Annotated in this window: 10 protein-coding genes and 1 pseudogene; 4 read left to right on the plus strand and 7 right to left on the minus strand. The window is 46.4% G+C overall.

The features are described from left to right. Positions 1 to 194: 194 nt before the first annotated feature. The 7 genes and pseudogenes from BHV83_RS15160 to BHV83_RS15190 all read right to left on the minus strand — a co-directional run bounded on the left by BHV83_RS15160 (position 195) and on the right by BHV83_RS15190 (position 12,417). Positions 195 to 2,233: pseudogene (locus tag BHV83_RS15160) on the minus strand (beta-L-arabinofuranosidase domain-containing protein). A 20-nt stretch (positions 2,234 to 2,253) separates the two neighbouring features. Further along, positions 2,254 to 4,107, minus strand: a complete 1,854-nt coding sequence (locus BHV83_RS15165) for a glycoside hydrolase family 127 protein (RefSeq protein WP_286757694.1) — start codon at positions 4,105 to 4,107, stop codon at positions 2,254 to 2,256. Positions 4,108 to 4,124: 17 nt separating this feature from the next. Beyond that, positions 4,125 to 5,681 carry an MGH1-like glycoside hydrolase domain-containing protein gene (locus BHV83_RS15170; protein ID WP_286757695.1) on the minus strand — a complete coding sequence of 519 codons (1,557 nt, stop codon included), beginning with the start codon at positions 5,679 to 5,681 and terminating at the stop codon, positions 4,125 to 4,127. Between the two features lie 64 nt (positions 5,682 to 5,745). Continuing rightward, a complete protein-coding gene (locus BHV83_RS15175; RefSeq protein ID WP_005648417.1) occupies positions 5,746 to 7,359 on the minus strand; it encodes a RagB/SusD family nutrient uptake outer membrane protein in 1,614 nt (537 codons plus the stop codon). A gap of 16 nt (positions 7,360 to 7,375) precedes the next feature. Next, a complete protein-coding gene (locus BHV83_RS15180) occupies positions 7,376 to 10,603 on the minus strand; it encodes a SusC/RagA family TonB-linked outer membrane protein (RefSeq protein WP_286757696.1) in 3,228 nt (1,075 codons plus the stop codon). A gap of 141 nt (positions 10,604 to 10,744) precedes the next feature. Next, entirely contained in the window at positions 10,745 to 11,515 is a 771-nt protein-coding gene (locus BHV83_RS15185; protein ID WP_286757697.1) for a FecR family protein, read from the minus strand. Positions 11,516 to 11,847: 332 nt separating this feature from the next. Then, on the minus strand, positions 11,848 to 12,417 hold the full coding sequence (locus BHV83_RS15190; protein WP_005651130.1) for an RNA polymerase sigma-70 factor: 570 nt from the start codon (positions 12,415 to 12,417) through the stop codon (positions 11,848 to 11,850). Positions 12,418 to 12,751: 334 nt separating this feature from the next. Here BHV83_RS15190 and BHV83_RS15195 point away from each other — a divergent pair, with 334 nt between their 5' ends. From BHV83_RS15195 to BHV83_RS15210, 4 genes are all read left to right on the plus strand, one after another. Then, positions 12,752 to 13,303 carry an RNA polymerase sigma-70 factor gene (locus BHV83_RS15195; RefSeq protein WP_005641404.1) on the plus strand — a complete coding sequence of 184 codons (552 nt, stop codon included), beginning with the start codon at positions 12,752 to 12,754 and terminating at the stop codon, positions 13,301 to 13,303. 874 nt (positions 13,304 to 14,177) lie between these two features. Beyond that, positions 14,178 to 15,923 (plus strand): DUF6057 family protein, encoded by a 1,746-nt coding sequence (locus BHV83_RS15200; protein ID WP_122298259.1) that lies wholly within the window; start codon positions 14,178 to 14,180, stop codon positions 15,921 to 15,923. Positions 15,924 to 15,932: 9 nt separating this feature from the next. Further along, positions 15,933 to 17,387 carry a TolB family protein gene (locus BHV83_RS15205; RefSeq protein WP_005641393.1) on the plus strand — a complete coding sequence of 485 codons (1,455 nt, stop codon included), beginning with the start codon at positions 15,933 to 15,935 and terminating at the stop codon, positions 17,385 to 17,387. A 124-nt stretch (positions 17,388 to 17,511) separates the two neighbouring features. Further along, the coding region (locus BHV83_RS15210; protein ID WP_286757699.1) for a FecR family protein at positions 17,512 to 18,463 on the plus strand (952 nt) is incomplete at its 3' end.

Genomic DNA, 18,463 nt, shown 5'->3' on the forward strand with positions numbered 1-18,463 from the left:
CCCTGCGAGTGTTTTTTTTGTAAAGTACAAATGTAAAGGAATTTTGCAAAACACTCAATATCGAGGTACAAATTCGGTTTATGGGTGGTAGTAACTTGGCGTCGTAAATAGTTCAATGCGGCAAACGTAGGGGACTTTCGGTACGATCCGTCCCGCCCTGTCCGGACGGACGTGGGGCGGGATGGAGAGCCGGATCATCTTACCGGAAATTCCGTAATCCGGAGGGTCGTGCATCCGTAAGGGATCAGTTCGATCGTCTCCTCGTCGCCGAAGTCTTTGCCTTGCTGCGTGTAGTAGGGTACCGGACCTGCCGAGCCTCTGACTTGCGTCCAGCCGTTCAGTCGCATTGCCTTCGTTTTGATGCGTATGGGGGCGTTCTCGACATTCCATGGATAGGGGGGGTAATGTCTGATTTTTCTACCGTGAAAGCATCCTTGATCCGGTCGGGCGAGAAGGAACGGGCCGGCAGGGCGTAGTTCCAGGGACTGTCAGACGTCACCTCGTAATACCATTTGCCGTACACGTCGGACTTATCGCTTTCAAACGCTTTCTTTTCCCATATCTCGTTCATCTTCAGGGCATAGACCAGCGGTCCCCGTTCGACAACAGCGCTGTTTTCATACCAGCGGCTGACGGTCACCTTCATCGGCAGTTCGAGGGATAGGATATCGCCCTCTTTCCATTCCCGGTTGATACGTGTGACGGTTCCGGGATAGGCATCGACCGTCAGCGGTTTGCCGTTGAGCTTGACCACCGGTTGCTTGCACCAGCCCGGTATGCGCAGGTGGAAGGGGAAGAAGACCTTTTTCACTTTCTTGTCCGTAAACGAAACATGGTAGCGTACTGTCTCCTCGAAAGGATAGGCCGTTTCCTCTTTCAGATTCACCTCGATTCCTCCTGCCACTCGTGCCGTTACTTGCGAGGGGGCGAAGAGCAGGGAGGCGAGTCCGTTGTCGGCAGTCGCGTACCAGAGGTTCTGAACGAATTTGGGCCAGCCTTGGTGAAGATTGGACGTGCAACAGGGATAGCCGGTCAGCTCGCCGAAAAGCAGGTCGGTGTCGTCGTGCGGGGTGGAGAACTCCCTCCACTCGCGGGTGACGGCGATCTGGTTGGTCTGCTGGTAATACTGGCGGGCGGAGTAGTCGTCGGTCACTTGAGTGGGCAAGGCGTTGTATGCCACGCGCTCCAGGTAGTCGGCCCATTGCATGTCCCCTGTGACCTCCAGTATCGTTTCCAGTGAGTACATCATCTCTACGGCGGTACAGAGCTCTGAGCCTGTCGTCGGTTTGCCGAAGCGCAGCAGTTCGTCTCCTCCCCAAAGGCCGGTAGGCAATCCGATGGTGTGACGGATGTCTTTGACCGCTTGGCGGGTGGCTTGGATTTGCTTGGAGTCTTTGCCTTGCTGGTAATAAACGATCGGTTCCTTGAAACCTTGTGCGAGGTTCACACAGTGCAGGCTGTGTTGGCGTCTGAGATGATTTTGATTTAAAAAGATATCTGTCCAGTTGAACGTCTGTTTATGGATTAACTCGCCTAAATCCAACAGGAATTTGTCGCCGGTGATGTTGTACAGCCAATAGACGACCATCAGGTTATCCCCTCCGCGCTGTTCGCCCCAGAAGGTCCATTTGCCTAACGGGTTTTTGGGCAGTTCGTCCAGTTGGTATCGGAAATATCGGGTCATGAAGTCGATCACGCGCCGGTCCTGCGTAGCCGTGTAGTATTGTTGCATGACTTTCAGCATGACCATTTTGGGCCACCAGTCTTGCGCGTTGTTGCGTTGCAGACCGGGTTCGTAGTCGCGGTCGGTATCGGGGCCGAAGTAGCCGTTGGGCTTTTGTGATGCCAAGGTCCATTCGATCCAAGGTTGTACCTTTTCGATCAGGGCTTGGTCGTTCAGGAGATAAGCCAACGGCAGAAGTCCGTCGATCCAGTACGGACCCCGTTCCCACACGTCACCGTCACCGCCGAGCCATCCGTTTCGGGGACCCATTACTTTCGTGTAGACCTTATCCAAGTGGCCGGTCATTCCGTCGCGCATACGGGTCAGTTGGTCGTGCATCCACCCTTCGGCGCGGATGGTTCCGAGAGGCAGTTGGATGTAGTCTTTTTGCAAGAGCGGGTGTCGGTTGTTCCGGTAACTTTCGGCTGCGGGTTCTTCGCCGGCGGCCGAGACAGTCACTACCGTGAGGGTGGCGACTGCTGTCAGGAAAATTTTTTTCAATTTGTTCATGGTGATAGGATGATGTTATGTTATTCTTGATAATCGATCCATACTTTCATCTTGCCTGCTTCGCGGTTGTCCCAGGCATAGTAAGGAATGAAATGTAGTGTTTGTCCATTCGATATGGCTTTGATTGAGCGGATGCCACCCAGGTTGTCCGGTTCGTCTTTGACCTCGAATGAGGAGGTGGGCGTCAGTGCGAGGTCGGCAAAGTCTTTCGCGTTGTCCGTCTCTTCGAGGCAGTAGACCAGCGGTCCGCGTTGCAGGGCGCGCTTGCCCGTGTTTTGCCGCACGCGCGGGTCGGCTGATACTTTTTCGACCGGCATGTCCATGTTGAGCACGATCAAGTCGCCGGTTTTCCATTCCTTGATGACGGTATATCCCTTGTCGGTCGTACTGTCGACTTTGTTCCCGTTGACCGACAGGGTGTATGACTTGCACCATCCGGGGATACGGATGCGCAACTCCTTGCCGAGCGGTTGTTCGGAGGTGACGGTCAGCTTGACCAGCCCGTCCCAAGGGTAGTCCGTTTCTTGTTTCATGACGACCTTTTTCCCGTCGATCGTGACTTCGGTGGTGTTTCCGATGAAGAGGTTTACCCACAAGGCCTTGTCCGATGTCCCATAGATATAGTTCCCGATGGAAGGTAGGAAGCGCGAGATCTGGCTCGGACAGCAGGCGCACCCGTACCAGGCCTGGCGGTGATGGTCTCCGTTCGATTCCAGCGGATTGACGTAGAAGAAGCGGTCTCCAGCCAGTGAGACGCCAGCCAGCGCACCGTTGTACATGGAACGTTCCAGTACGTCTATGTATTTCGAATCGCCTGTGAACTGGTTCATGCGTTGGTTCCAGTAGACCATCCCGACGGAAGCGCATGTCTCGCAGTAGGCATCGAGGTTCGGCAGGTCATAGTCTTCGGTAAAGCCTTCGTTGTGCCGTGAAGAGCCGATCCCGCCGGTCACGTACATGTTACGTAGTACTACGTCGTCCCAGAGGCGGTTCAAAGCCTCGACATAAGCGGTGTCTTTTTTCAAGGCTGCCACATCGGCCATCCCGCAGTACAGGTACATGCAACGGACGGCATGCCCCGAAATGTCGGTCAGTTCTCTTACCGGGATAACATCCTGGTAGTAGGCTGGGTCCCATTTCCCTTCGCCACCCATGCTCCCGTGTCCGTGTCCGCGTTCTTCGAGCAGCCAGTTGGCGAAGTCGAGATATTTTTCCTGACCGGTTGTCCGGTATATTTTCACCAAAGCCAATTCGATCTCCTCATGTCCCGGCACCCAATGGCGCTTGCCGGGACCGAACAGTTCCATCATGTGGTCTGCCATACGGATGCTCACATCGAGCAGTTTCCGTTTTCCGGTTGCCTGGTAATAGGCGACGGCGGCTTCCATCATGTGGCCGGCACAATACATCTCGTGCTTGTCCATGTTGTTCCAACGTTTGTCTTGTCCGGTCAGTGTGTAGAATGTATTGATATATCCGTCCGGTTGTTGGGCTGCCGCGATCTTGTCGATCCATTCGTCCGCTTTCTTTTCCAGTTCGGGGTCCGGGTTGTTGATCAGGCTGTAGGCGATACCTTCCAACGCTTTATATACGTCCGAATCGTCGAAGAAGATACCGGAATGCTTCCCTGTCCCTCTGGCTGCATTTTCAAAATTTTGCATTCTTCCGGTTTGGTTCTCTATTTGGTCGATACAGACAGGGAGTGTAGCCGATGTGTGCTTGGCGAGACGTGGCGACCAGAAGTTGTCCCGGATGTGCACGTGCGAGAAGTCTATCTGGTCGATTATTTTCAGAGGCGGGGTTTCTATTTGGTCTTGTCCGCCGCATCCCCATAGTGCCATACAGGCAAAGGGTAGTACAAAATACTGTTTCATGGTTTTAAAATTTAATGTTATAATTTGCAACTTATTTTTGTCAAAGTAGGAGAGGTGGCTGTCTTTGTCCCGTTGATGAAAATCGACAGTCCGGCTCCTCGTTTATATTTATCACCTGTCTTATCATAAAGCACGCATATTGTTTTGCCACGATAAGTCAGATTGTCCAGGCAAAAGTAATCCCAATATCCTTCCGGTATCAACGGGTTGACATCGAGTTCCTCTTCTTCACTTGGCCGGATTCCGATTAACCCGTTGATGACGAGGTCGCAGAATAAAGAATGATTATAATCTTTTCCGCGTTCTTCGGGTTTTTGGTGACGTGTTGACAACATTGCCCTGGATATCCAATCGCCAGTAAAAGGATTCAGGTTTTCGTCAATCCATGGTGTTAGTATGCCATTCGCGTCTTTCTTATACAGGCTTCGTGCATAAATCGAGAATAAAGTTATGAAATCTCGTGAATCTACAAAAGATTGCGTTTGATTATTTAATAAATTAGCCAATCCGACCAATGTCATCGAGGTCGCGTATGGCCAAGAAGGACCGTTCCACTGGCATTCATGTCCTTCGTAAGCAACTTTGAATTGAGGATGGCATTGTTCGGCAGTTGTTGGCCCGTAAGGAGCGAGAAAATGTCGTGTGTTCATCAGGAATTTCCAGGCGACGGCATAGTCCGCGGAAGCCAGGTCGAATGCCCAAGGCGTATATCCGTGTAGTTCGCGTACGTCTTTTAAAGAAGCGTTTTTTTCAACAGACAGTACTTTTAGAAATTCCGCTTTGGAGTCCCATAAATATTTGAACATGTTTTCTTTGATCCGGCAGGCTTCGGTTTCGAGTGCTTGTGCTTGGTTGTCGTTTTTCCAATGTGCGATTTTGGATAAGGTGGCGGCTTCGGCTGCCATATATGAGTTGATGGTTACCCGAAAACCGTGTCCGCCGATCGAAACTTCCATGCCGTCTTCTCCGTCTTTTTGCCAGAACAATCCTTTTTCAGCTATGAATTTTTTTTTCTTCCACTCTGAATAGTTTTGTAAAAGTTCCGGATATAACTCTTTCAGCAATTGATAATTCCCCGTGATCTGACAATATTGGTAGATTGCATGGGCAACGGGAAAACTGTAGGAATGCGTGTCACCTCCTCCCTTCAGCCAATAGTACGCATAGTCTTTGAGGAAACCGGAATACTTCAGCCACCTGCCTTCCCGAAAGTGGAACCAGGCAGGGCAACAGATGCCGTTGTGCTTTCCGGCCCACGGGACATCCGGAAGGAATTCGGTTACGATGAACCCGTCCGGTGTCTTTTTCAAATGTTTCCGGAAAGTCCACCAGCGGAAATAATAGATTTCCTCTATGTTTTTGTCCGGACATTCGAATAGCGGTATATTGCCGGATAAGAATTCTTTTGCCTGTCCGTTTGAAATATGTTGCACATACAATTCCTTGTCTTGCATGTTGAACCGGTCGATATACGAGCCTATCATGGCGGGATCAAGGACCTGCCCTGTGGTTGTATATGGAAAAGCCGTGACTGTGAGAAGAAAGTATAGGAGAAGGATTACAAGTTTGTTCATAAGGACATTTTTTATTTGCAGGGAAGCTTGCTTCCCTGCGAGGTTTGTAAGTTGATTACGTTTGTTATTTATAATGGGGGTTTTGTTCCAAGTTGGGATTGGAGGTCAAAACTTTTTCGGGTATCGGGAAGACGGATCGGTAATCACCTTGTGGTTTATGCGAGAGCCAGCTTTTTTTCGTGTAAACACCGAATCGGATGGCGTCTCGTCTGCGGTGCATTTCCCATGCGAATTCCCAACCCAGTTCGTCATACATTCTGCCGAATCGGATGAGGTCCGTGTTCCCTTTGTCTGTAACGGTGTAGTGTTCCACATAGCCATATTGATATGAACTGTTTTCTTGTAACTGTGCATCGGTTACTATCGCTAATTCGGGATTGTCTTTGAATGCCCGTTTGCGGACTTCCGTGACCAAGAGGCCGGCTCCTGGTTTTCCCGAACGCAATAAGCATTCCGCTTTCATCAGGAGTACTTCTGCGTATCGGAACAGAGGCACATCCGTTTCGGATGAGGATTGCTCGCCTTTTACGATTTCGAATTTGTTCATGCGAAAACCTTCCATCTCACTGGTGTAATTCCCGTCCGGAAGATCTTTCGTATAGACAAGCGGTTCTCCCATTTTGTCGTATGTCCCGTATAGAGGACTTCCGTCTGCAGCTCGTTGTTCGCCCATCAGCCAGCTATCGGCCAGACGGGAATCTTCGGGATCATACGTGTCGATGAATTGAGTGACCCCCATAGCTGAACCGCATCCCCAAGGAGTCGCTTCGGTTTCGTATTTCTTTTTCAGTTCCCCGTGCCAGGAAAACATGTGGATCGAATTACCCCCGGCGATATTTGCATCGAACGGGATGGTGAAAATGACCTCTTTGGATGTTTCCACGCCTGTAGAACGGAAGGGGTCTTTGTAGTTGTCGGACAATGCGAACCTGTTGCTGTTTATGATGTCGTCACACTGTTGGATACAGTCGTCCCAGTGTTCTTCGCCTGTATATACCTTGGCATTCAGGTATATGTTTGCCAACAGCGTCTTTGCCGCCCATTTGTTCATCCGTCCGTAAAAATTTCCGCCTTGTTCTTCACTTAAAGAAGGGATGATTTCTTTCAGTTCTTTTACTATGAAGTCGAAGATCTCTTTACGGTTACTTTTGGAGGGTAGTTCCATCGTGGTTGTCGTGACTAACGGAGCGTCTCCGAAATTGTCGCAGATTTGCCAATAATAATAGGCTCTCATGGCCCGTAATTCCGCTAATCCCATTGTTTTGTCCGCTTCGGAAGATGCCGGTAAAATACCGTTTTCTATTTGTTCTATCACTTTGTTGCATAATAAGGCGCCTTGATAGAAGTTGGACCATATTTCTGAGACGTGTCCTTGTTCGGAGTTCCATGTTTGGTAGTGCATACGTCGATAGACTCCGCCATCATCCCAGCCGGAAGCGTTAGGGGGCATGACGATGGCGTCGGCACTGACCTCTTGTGTCGTGAAATATCCTCCATGACTGGGGAAACTTCTGAGTTGGCTATATACGCTGGCAATAGATGGTGAGAAATCGTCGACTGTGTAATTGTAGGTTTGTTCGGTTATTTTGGAATATACTTTTTCATCCAAGTCATTGCTACAGGAAACGATTGTTCCGGAACAACATAACGCTAAAAAAAATTTTGTATAAGTATTCATGATAATTACGTTACGATTAAAATTTGACAGATATTCCTAATGTGTAAGTCCGTGTAGAAGGATAACGGTTCTTATTGTCGACTCCTGGTGCCAAGCCGCTTATGCTTACTTCCGGATCAATGCCGGAGTAGCCTGTGATAGTGGCGAGGTTGGAAATCGTGCCATAGATTCTCAAGCGTTTTATCCAAGAATTGAATTTGAATGTATATCCTAAGGTCACGTTGTCGATTTTCCAATAATTGCCTTTTTCGATATAATAGCTGACATATTGTAATTCTTGGTCGGCCGCTAAAGGAACTTTCCCGTATTTCGTATCGAATGCCGCATTCAGCACGTTCCCTCTTGACAACATGACCGGCGATTCATATTGCAGGCGTGGCATGTTCAGGATGTCGAAACCGAAAGCACCGCGCATGGTCATGTTGAAATCGAAGTTTTTCCAATTTAGGGTGTTGTTCCAGTTCAAGTAATGTTTAGGCAGGCCGTTCCCGATGATCTGTTTGTCTGTCGGTTGTAGTTGGGATATCGGTTTCGGACTGCCGTCGGCTCCTTCTATGATCCAGTGTCCGTTCTCATCGATATCGATACTTTTGTATCCCCAGAAATTACCAATCGGTTGTCCTTCCTGAATGCGGTGGGTTGTCGTTTGTAAGGGTTCTCCCGTAGAACCTTGATCCGAGTAACCGCTGGAGACAAACTGATCGTTGGAAAGTGACAAAAGTTCGTTTTTGTTTGTCGAGTAATTCATGGATGTCGTCCATTGGAAATCTTTTGTTTGGACAGGGATGACCGTGATACCGGCTTCTATTCCTTGGTTGCGCATCGATCCGGCGTTTGCTACCATACGGGAGAACAGGTAAGGAGGAGATGGCACGTCATAGTCCCATAACAAATCTTCTGTTTTGCGATTGTAGTAATCGATATTACCTGTGATGCGATCTTCCCAAAAACCGAAGTCGACACCGATGTTGATCTCTTTTTTCTTTTCCCATCTCAATTCGGGGTTCGCATTTGAATCCGGTCTGATGGTTTTGATCCATTGATTGTTATAATAAACATAAGTTCCGAAGTTCAGCGTGTTCAGTGACATATACGGATCACTTGGAACCGTTCCCGTGACACCATATCCGGCACGTAGTTTCAAGATGGACAAGACATCGGTGTCTTCCAGGAACTGTTCTCCTTTGATGTTCCATGCAGCAGAAACAGATGGGAAGTTGCCCCATTTGTGATCGGCTCCGAATTTGGTGGAACCTTCGTGACGGAGACTGGCTGCAAACATATATTTCCCTTTATAGCTGTAGTTCAGACGGCCGAAGTAACCGATCAGTTTGCTTTCATTGGCCGTCGAGTATTCCGTTCCGCGTCCGTCTTTCAGTGCCTGCCCTGTGCCCATATTATTATAGGTATAGTCATTGGAGGGAAAATTGAAATTCTGCATGTAAAAATTCTGGTAATGCGTCTTTTGCCAACTATATCCTCCTAAGAGTGTAAACGAATGGTCTTCAAAAATGGTTTTCCTCCATTGTACGGTCAGTTCCGACAAATCTTCATTTGAGCGCGTGGAACCACGGGAAGCATATCCGTTTTTGCCGTCTTTCCAAGTGGATTTGTGTTGCTGGGTCTCGTAATATCCTCTGACTTGGTTATAGGTATTGGAAGAAAACAGATATTTGATATCTAATCCTTCGATTGGTGTATAAGTGATATTGGCGAACATGCGCAGGTTGGTTGCTTGGTTTTCTCCTTCCACTTCGTTCAGGAGGGATACAGGGTTGAAGTATTCGTTTTTAGTGCTTTCCGAATAATTGCCGTTTTTGTCGTACACAGGAGTGGTCGGATTGTATATCAAAGCGTTTCTATATACTTCGCTGTTGTAGCCCCCACCATCGGAACCGGAAAAATAGGTTTGTTTGTAACCGCTCAGGCTTGCGTTCAGTTTCAATTTGTTATTGAACATGCGATGAGTGATTTCTACACGCGGGTAGAACATCTGGTTGTTTGTACGTTTGATCAGGCCGTTCAGACCACGGTATTCGAAGCTGGCCACATAATTGGTCGTACGGCTGCCACCGCGCAGGCTGATGTTGTAAATCTGTGTGAACGGTGTACGGGTCACTTCGTCCAGCCAGTCGGTTGATGCACCGTCGTCTTGGGCTCCCGGCCATCCTTCCTGTACGCGTCGGCGATATTCGTCTGCTTTCATGAACGGCAAGGTCTTTGTGATTTGCTGGGTGGAAAGATAAGCATTGACATCTACTTCCGTAGGCATTTCTCCATTGGCATTCTTGGTGGTAATCAATATGACGCCGTTTGTTCCTCTGGTTCCGTAGATCGCGGCGGCGGAACCGTCTTTCAGGACGTCGATCTGTTCGATGTCATCGGGTGAGACGGAGTTCAGGTCGCCGGGTATCCCGTCGATGAGCACCAAAGGGCTGGAGCTGGCTTTCAAGGTGGTGATTCCACGTAAGGCGATCTGCGAGGTGGAAGTCGGGTTGGCATCCGGCGTAATGATACTTAGGCCAGGAACTTTCCCTTTGATCAGTTGTGCGGCATCCGTAGTCGGTGTTTTTACGAAATTATCGGATTTGATTGTGGAAATGGAACTGGCCACTTCCCCTTTCTTTTGCGTACCGTATCCGACAACTACCACTTCATCGATCTTTTGGGTGTCTTCGATCAGTATGACGTCGGCCGTTTTGTTGTTATCGATAACGATTTCTTTTGTCAGGTAGCCGATGTAAGAAATTTGCAAGATGGCTTTTGGTGGAACTTCCAAGGTGTATTTCCCATTGATATCCGTGACTGTTCCGATAGAAGTCCCTTTTATGATCACGTTCGCACCAATGACGGGTTCTCCGTTGTTGTCGGTTACTGTACCTGTGATGGTCCGGCTTTGTTGGCCGATAAGAGATGTCCTGCCCTTATCGTTCTTTTTCAACAGGAGGATGTACCGGTTGTCGAATTCGTAGGTGATATCAGTATCTTTGAAAGCTTCTTCAAGATAGGATATCATTTTCCCGGATGTGTTTTGGACAGTAATGTAACGTTCTATGTCTACTTCACGACTTTTGAAAACGACCAGATAATCGGTTTGATTTTCAATTTGAGTGATCAACTGGCCGACTGATATCACGCTCTGTTCCAGTTTTATGATTGTGTTTTGTGTTTCCGAATTAAGCGCTATCGTCTGAAAAGTACAGGCGAAAAGCATGAAGGACGGTAACAAAGTGTTCATTTTCATTTCTTTTCTAAGTAATAAAGTGAATACTAAATGAATTTTGTAGATAAAGGCTTGTCTGTTGATAACGGATGTTTCCGATATCAATCATTGTTTTTACAGATGTGTTTCCATAGGCATTTTTTTTAGATATTAAACATTCGATTAACTAAGTGTAATGATATTGTTTTCTTCATCCTTTTGTATCTTGAATTTGTGTATTTTTTGTAACATTCTGAGAATATCGTCGATGCTGTCTCGTTGTCGGAATTTTCCAGTATATTTCTCTTGATTGATGGACGGGTTTCTTATGATTATCCGGACATCATAATAGAGTTGCAATTTGTTCAGTATATCAACAAGCAACTCGTCTTTAAAACTGTAAATTCCTTCTTTCCATAAAAAATAGTCATGATGAGAAATCGTGTCCACCTTTATGGTTCCGTTTTTTATGCTTATTTGCTCGTTGGGGCTCAATATGATACTTTCATTTTCTTTCCCTGTAAAATAGATTTGGAGCGAACCTTCTATCAGGCTGGTTCTCACATCGTTGTTTTTTCGGTAGCTGCAAATGTTGAATTGTGTGCCCAATACTTTCGTTTCTATGCCTTGCGATGAGACGATGAACGGTTTGTGTTTGTCTTGAGCTACAATAAAGAATGCTTCTCCGTCTATGGCGACTCTTCGTTCTTTTTTGTCAAAAATGGCAGGATAGGTGAGAGTTGTGTGGGAGTTCAGCCATACAGTAGTTCCATCCTGAAGTGTCAGTTTGATGCGCTGTCCGGCAGGTACGTGCAGTTTGTTTTCGATATTCTCCTGTAAAATTTCGGAATGCTGGTTCACGCCGGCCTGATAAGCGAATATAATGAGTAAAGTGATGATAGCTGCATATTTGAATAGGTAGAATGAAATCTGTCGTATGTGTTTCGCTCTCATTTTACACAAGAACTGGGTGTAGCTGTCTCGAGTAGTCTTTTTCCCGCAGGCGGCATCGGAAAATGATAATAGTGCGTATGTATTTTTGAATTTGATGAATTATTTTTTCAATTCGTTATCAGATTCAACCTGTTTTAAGAAATCCAGTCTTTCGTCTGCATTCAGTTCTTCTTGAAAATATTTTTCGATTTGTCTTTCCATGCGAATGAAATGTTACATGCTGTAAACACTTACTCCGGAAAAATGTACCAAAAGAAAATCATTTTTTTTACGTTGGATTTCGGATTCATCGTCTCGTCCCCAGACTGTCACTCGTAAACATCTCCGCGATTCTATGTGCAATGAAAAAGGAAAAGCCATAAAGGAAGATAGTCCTTTAGTTCGTTCCTAAGCTTTTTATAGGCGATGCTGATTTGATTTCTGACCGTGTTGGTTGAGAGGTTTAGTTCGGTGGCGATCTGTTCTTGCTTTTTCCCTTCCAGTTTGTTCATGATAAAGATTTCCTTGCATTTGGTCGGCAGGCTGTCTAAGGCCCGGTTAATTAAATCTTCAATATCTTGGTCGGAGAAAATATGTTGCTCGAAGGCTTCTAAAGAATCTAAATTCATACGAAGGGTCATGTTATATTCTTCTTGCATATTGTTGATGGTTTCCAGGGCAATCGTTTTATGTCGCAGGTGGTTGAGGCATTTGTTCTTGATGATGGTGAACAGATAAGCGATCCGGATTGTTTGACAAGTAAACATTTCTCGTTTTTCCCAAAGTTCCGCGAACATGTCTTGCACGATATTTTCCGCATCTTGTTCCGATATCACATATTCTTGTGCAAAGCGTTTCATTTTTGGAAAGTAGGAAAGGTAGATGTTTTCGAATAAACGATCTTCTTTTTGTTGGGCGGACATTATTGTCATATATTTATTGTGGCCTTTCAAACAGCCGGAAAAGGCATAATTGTTAAAAAAGAAGTGGGCTGCTGTTCTTTTTCCTGTTAGGTGTCGCCAAACCCCTGTACACGCACGAACAAGCAACCCACTTGATATAGCAGGTCACCTGTGCCTTGCGTGTTGTTAAAAAATTGGCGACTTTAACAGAAAAAAGGCACTTCTGAAATATTCCTTATACAGTCTCTCCAGACATTGCAAATGTAGGTAAATTTTTTGTTTTCCGTGAAAAAGATTAAATAAGCTTCGTATATTTGTACCCGAATTGAAAATAAAAAAGAACGTCGGAATCCGGATGAATACGAATAGTGATGACATATTATTGCTGAAATTGATTAAACAAGGAGATCAGATCGCTTTTCGGCATTTGTTTTATCAGTATGCGGATTCTTTGGAACGTTTTATTACTTATTACATCCATGACCGGGAAAAATCGCAAGACTTGGTTCTGGATATTTTTACCTATATATGGGAAAACCGGCAGAACTTTGAGATAAAACTGACCTTGAAAGCCTATTTGTTCCAGGCGGCACGCAATAAGTCTTTTACCTATATCCGGGACAAGAAGATTCCGGTTTATCTGGAAGAAATGGAGGGTATGGAGATTGTGCAAAACTATGATTCGGAATTGGAGTTGCAGGAACTTCATCATCTGATAGAAGAAGCGGTGTCGCTTTTGCCGGATAAATGCCGCGAAATATTCCGGAAAAGCCGGGAGGAAAATTTGACCAATAAGGAAATAGCCGGACAGCTCCATATCTCGGAGAAGACGGTGGAGGGGCAAATCACGATTGCTTTAAAGAAAATCAGAATTCATTTGGGCGATTCTTATTCTTATTTGTGGTAAAAACGGGCTGGGCAACCGTACCAGAATCATAAAGCGTCCATCCGTTTTCGCCACCGACCCATACAGACTAATTACATACATGTTTTTGCAAAAACAACTATCATACTATCATATCCGCCTGTATATCGGTTTAAACCAATATGTTATGGTATGATAGTTGCCGTTTTGTACTATCTTCATCTATCATAACTATCATGGTGTAAAACGATAATGTCTTGTGTATCAATCATACGATAAAAACAGTGACCGTCCGGAAACAGGTGCAAAACATGTTAAAACGGCTTCTTTTTTCATCAAGACAGGCTTTTCTTTTGTCAAAAACCGTTTGCAAAACCGCTTGAGACCCGGGTGTACCCGCCACGGAGACCCGGGTGCGGGAGAGGTGCAGACCCGGGTCTGCACGAAGCCCAGACGGGTCTGCAGAGAAGTTTATCAGCCATGTTGGAGGTACTTTTATGCCTTGTTTTTGCATCTTATTCGGCGAAAAAGGTCGTTTTATATTTAAATGACCCCGTTTTGTCGATGGTTATTTTTGCATATATAAACATAAATATCATATTATCAGCTATATAAATGAATAGTCATGTAAAAAGTGTGATAGATGTATGATAGTAGAATGATAGTAAAAAACAGCAACTGTCATTTTTTAACGTATTGTGAAACAGTAGTTAACAACCGGATATGATAGTATGATAGTTGGTTTGCGAAATTTTCATAAAAGAAAAGATGTGGTTCCGGATAGCAACTTTTGGTGCGGTTGCCCTGTAAAAACGGGGATTCTTTTAGGGGAGAAAGTGCTTTTTGGAGTCTATATATCCAAGAGGGTGGTACAGAAGATGGGTTCTTGGCTACCGCATGATATATAATAGATAAGATGATGAAGACTAAATCATTCTTTTTTTGGGGAACTGTTTGCTGCTGTCTGTTCTGCTTTTTGCAGATATGGTATCCGTTTTATTTTTATTATGTCGAACAATTGCAGGTTTTTCCTCTCACTTGGGCTTGTTTTGAGGAAACATGCCGACAACCTGGCGGGTTGGCTTGCTGGTTGGGTGGTTTCCTTTTGCAATTCTATCATCTTCCTTTGGGTGGTGCGTTGGTTTCGACCGGTTTGTTTTTGGGGATCGGTGTGCTGATGCAACGGATCTGCCGGCAAACGACATCGCCTGTCTTTTGTTATTTACCGGCTCTTTGCCCGATTCTGGCTTTGCTCCCTTTGCATGTCGATGTGAATTACCGGTTGCAGGGGACGGTTGCTTATTGTTGCATGCTTGGGGCTTTTGTACTCTATGTGCGTATTGTCGTACCGTGGAAACGGGTATTGGCGGGTTGGCTGTTGATGGCTGTTTTGTTTGTATTGGCAGGGCCGGTGGCAACCTTGTTCGTTGCCGGAGTCGTGGTCCGGGAGATGTTGTTGCGGGAGAAGGGATGGCAAGGATGTCTGGCACTTCCGTTCGGGATTGTCCTGATGCTTTGGTGGTCTTATCATTTCTTTTGGCAGCCGGAATACCGAATGATCGTTTTGCCGGATTTTTATTATGAGCCTTTGTTGAAGGCGAATAAGCTCTATTGGGCTTGGTTGGCTTTTCTTTCGGGGCTTTTAATGGCTTGCTTCCCGATCGGAAAAGGCAGAGGCGTGTTGGATCGGACTGCTTGGTGGTGGACCACAGTCCAGCTGTTGCCTTTGGTTGCCTTTTTGGGGTGGATGAAAAAAAAAGAGAATTGTATTTGGTTGAAAAACATGGAGTTGTATTATTATGTGCGGGGAGAACAATGGGATAAGGTCGTTGCCGGATATAAGGCGGCAGTATCGGACATGCGGACTTTGAGCTTGCTGAACTTGGCTTTGGCGTGCCAGGGCGAATTGGGAGATAAACTGTTCCATTATCCGCAGCAAGGCAAAGGCGGATTATTGCCAGAATGGAACAGTACGGTTCCGGGGGCAATCGTGTTGTCGGATATTTGCTACCAGATGGGGGATCTCTCTTCCGCTCAAAAGTTTGCATTTGAAGGATATGTCTCCTCTGTAGATGGAAACCCGCGTCTTTTGCAACGTTTGGTACAGACGAATATCCTGACCGGAGCTTATGCGGTAGCGGAAAAATACATCCGGATATTAGAGCAGACTTTGTTTTACAAAGAATGGGCTGCTGAATGGCGGAAGTATCTGTATCGGGATGATCTTGTGGAAGAAGAACCGTCGTTGGGCGGGAAAAGGCGGGCGTGGGGAAAAGGCGGACAGTATGCCGTGTCTGCAGATTTGTTGGAAGTGTGGGAACGGTTGGCAGTGAACAATCCGGACCGGTCGGTCGCTTTCCAATACTTGTTGAGTTTTCATTTGTTGGGCAAGACTTTGAATCGTTTTGACGAGTTGCATCGGAAGTATTACCGGACGAAGGTGTGGCCTTCCCTTTCCATCCACCAACAGGAAGCCGTGATAGCGCTTTATCAAAAGACTCCCCGATTGTGGCCCGAAAAAGGGGTCGGAATGAAAGTCGAGTTGCGCTACGGTGCGTTCGATCAGGATATGAACACGAAGCATGGCTATGTCAATTTTCGGGATGTCATGGCCGGTTCGTATGGAGATACCTATTGGTTTTATTTGATGTTTAAGAAATAAAGGTACGCGATGAAACGATTTTATTGCTTTTTGGTGGCGGCAATTTTGTTTTGTGCTTGTTCGGAGGATTGGAAAAATGGGAAACGGTTAGGTGAGAAGCCTGTTCTATTTCCTGATTATGCGCAAACCACTATCCCGTACAATATAGCTCCGTTGAACTTCACGGTCCGCGCGGACGGATGTCGTGTGTCGGTCTTGTTGGAAGCAGGAGTGGTAAAATTCAAGGTGGAGGCCCCCGACGGGAAAGTCAGGATTCCGGAAAAGAAATGGAAGAGGCTTTTGCAGGAGGCAAAAGATGATTCCGTTCGGGTTACGGTGGCGCGTAAGAAGGGCGATCGGTGGGAGATTTGGCAACCCGTATCGTTGAATGTGGCGGCAGATCCGGTTGATCCTTATTTGGTATATCGCTTGATAGAACCTGGCTATGCATTATGGAACAAAATGGGAATTTACCAACGTGGAATGGAGTCTTTTGATGAAACGACTGTTTATGAGAACAAGATGACGGACTATAATTGCGTGAATTGCCATTCTTTCTGCGGCCATGATCCGGACAAGATGCTGTTCCACTTGCGTGCCAAGTTGGCCGGGACTGTATTGGTTGATGGAGACGAGGTCGAGTTATTGGATACGAAAACAGATAAGACGATATCAGCTTTTACCTATCCTTATTGGCATCCTTCGGGTCGTTACATCGCTTTTTCCATCAATAGGACGACCCAGCAGTTGCATTCCACTCAGCGGACGGAGGTTTATGACACGGCATCGGATGTGATCGTTTACGATGTGGAGCGCCATACGTTTTTGTCTGTGCCCGGACTCGCTTCGCAGTCAAGTTTTGATACGTTTCCCTCTTTTTCTCCGGATGGTAAGAGTTTGTTTTATTGCACTGCTCCGGCTTGCTTGATGCCTGATTCCATTGGAAAATTGGCTTATAGCTTGTGCTGCATCTCGTTCGACCCTGAATCCGGAACGTTCGGTTCGCAGGTGGATACGCTGTTTGATGCTCGTGCGAATGGAAAAAGCGTTTCTTTTCCAAGAGTTTCTCCGGATGGTCGGTTCATGCTTTGTACTTTGTCTGGTTATGGCACTTTCCCGATCTGGCATAAGGATGCCGACCTGTATATGATCGACTTGAAGTCCGGAGTCGGTTCCTATCCGGAAACGCTCAACAGCAATGATACGGAAAGTTACCATTCGTGGTCGTCCAACGGAAGATGGGTTGTGTTCAGCAGCAGGCGTTTGGATGGATTGTACACGCGTCCTTTCATTGCGTATGTCGGGAAGGATGGCAAAACCGGTAAACCGTTTTTGCTCCCTCAAAAGGAGGCGGACTACTATGCCGGCTTGATGAAATCGTATAATATTCCCGAGTTTGTCACCGGTAAAGTGACTAATCGTTCTTATCAGATTCGCCGTTTGGCAGAACAGGGCGGAATATCCGTTTCTTGTTCAACTTTTTGATTTTTTTACAATAAGTCATTCTTCCTGTTTGCAGGATATTGTCATGGCTTGGAATCGGGGAATTGGAAAAAAATCGATTTGTTTTTAGGGGATGCCTTCATTTTTCGAGTCTCACGTTTCATAAATGGTACGAAGAGACAAAAATATACCGTGGGAAGTGATTATCCGGAAATTCAAGTGTGAGATTTCGGAGAAGGAACAGGCAGAATTGGATGTATGGCTTGCCGATGTGGAAAACCATGCCCGATTCCAAAGTTGGCAATCCCTTTGGTTGTCCATCATGGAAGAAAACATGCGGTATGTTTCCAATGTCGATGCCTTATGGAAAAGGATGGAGGAGCGTATGAGAAAGGCAGAGCCGCGAATGTTCAAGTTGTCTTTGCGTTCTTTTCGTTTGTATATTGCTGCGGTTGCGGTTTTATTTTTCCTGTTGTTCTCTTTTGCCGGTTATATGACGGCCGAATGGTACAAGGCAAGCGATGCCGTATTGGCTTATTCTTCCTTGAATGGAAAATCCCGGATATGTTTGCCGGACAGTACTTTCGTTTGGCTGAATGCCGGATCGACGTTAGAATATTTTGTTTCCCGTTGGACTAAAGAGCGTAACGTCCGTTTGGATGGAGAGGCTTATTTCGAGGTGGCGGCAGATCCGGACCGTCTTTTTGTAGTGGAAGGCGGCGGTGTGGTCGTAAAGGTGCACGGGACGGTTTTTAACATGAAGGCGCGGGAAAAGCAGGACCATGTGGATGTCAGCCTATTGTCAGGGTTGGTCGTTGTTGAAAATCACGGTGTGTCGAGAAGCCTGAATCCGGGCGAAACAGCCGTGTGTAAAAAAAGTGTTCCCAGCATAGAAAAGAAAACCACGGATGTTTCTACTTGCCTTTGGGCAAAAGAATCCTTGCGTTTCGAGAAAAAGACGATTTATGAACTGACCGGATATCTGTCGGAATGGTATGGCATGGATATCCGTTTGGACCCGTCGTTGCCGACCGATCAAGCCTATACCTTTACGATCACACATGAATCGTTGGAGGAGGTGCTTTGCCTGATTGCGAAGATAACCCCGATAGAATATG

Source organism: Parabacteroides sp. merdae-related_45_40, from assembly GCF_001915675.1.

Bases quoted from the DNA above. Each gene is read 5' to 3' on its own strand.
- BHV83_RS15165 (WP_286757694.1), bottom strand. From the start codon at position 4,107: ATGAAACAGTATTTTGTACTACCCTTTGCCTGTATGGCACTATGGGGA.
- BHV83_RS15170 (WP_286757695.1), bottom strand. From the start codon at position 5,681: ATGAACAAACTTGTAATCCTTCTCCTATACTTTCTTCTCACAGTCACG.
- BHV83_RS15175 (WP_005648417.1), bottom strand. From the start codon at position 7,359: ATGAATACTTATACAAAATTTTTTTTAGCGTTATGTTGTTCCGGAACA.
- BHV83_RS15180 (WP_286757696.1), bottom strand. From the start codon at position 10,603: ATGAAAATGAACACTTTGTTACCGTCCTTCATGCTTTTCGCCTGTACT.
- BHV83_RS15185 (WP_286757697.1), bottom strand. From the start codon at position 11,515: ATGAGAGCGAAACACATACGACAGATTTCATTCTACCTATTCAAATAT.
- BHV83_RS15190 (WP_005651130.1), bottom strand. From the start codon at position 12,417: ATGTCCGCCCAACAAAAAGAAGATCGTTTATTCGAAAACATCTACCTT.
- BHV83_RS15195 (WP_005641404.1), top strand. From the start codon at position 12,752: ATGAATACGAATAGTGATGACATATTATTGCTGAAATTGATTAAACAA.
- BHV83_RS15200 (WP_122298259.1), top strand. From the start codon at position 14,178: ATGATGAAGACTAAATCATTCTTTTTTTGGGGAACTGTTTGCTGCTGT.
- BHV83_RS15205 (WP_005641393.1), top strand. From the start codon at position 15,933: ATGAAACGATTTTATTGCTTTTTGGTGGCGGCAATTTTGTTTTGTGCT.